Source organism: Streptomyces beijiangensis (genome assembly GCF_017315755.1).
In the GTDB taxonomy this organism is placed as follows: domain Bacteria; phylum Actinomycetota; class Actinomycetes; order Streptomycetales; family Streptomycetaceae; genus Streptomyces; species Streptomyces beijiangensis.
Genome location: NZ_JAFLRJ010001142.1, coordinates 1 through 361 on the forward strand (window position 1 = coordinate 1; position 361 = coordinate 361).

Below are 361 nucleotides of genomic sequence, written 5' to 3' on the forward strand. Positions count from 1 at the left end.
CGGGTAGACACCGATCCGATAACAGCGATCCGGGAAGCCTTTACCTGAAATCTACGCGCGTTAATCTTTGCCGGAAGCCAGCGCCGGACGAGGCGCTTCCAAGCAGCCGAAGGGGACGTCCTCTTGCGTCGGGTAACGAAGCTTGCTGCCGCGGTCAGCACCACCGCGGTCCTCGCACTGACTGCCACCGCGTGCGGTGAGAGCTCCACCGAGTCCGCCGGTAAGAAGGACATGGGCGTGGGCCTGGCCTTCGACGTCGGCGGGCGTGATGACCACTCCTTCAACGAGGCCGCAGCCCGTGGCGTGGACAAGGCCGAGAAGGAACTCGGCGTCAAGTCCAAGGAGATGACGGCGGGCAACG

At 64.5% G+C, this 361-nt stretch carries 1 pseudogene; it reads left to right on the forward strand.

Annotation, left to right across the window (positions count from 1 at the left end):
* Positions 1–123: 123 nt before the first annotated feature.
* Positions 124–361 (forward strand): annotated as a pseudogene (locus J0695_RS40930) (BMP family ABC transporter substrate-binding protein); the annotation flags it as partial.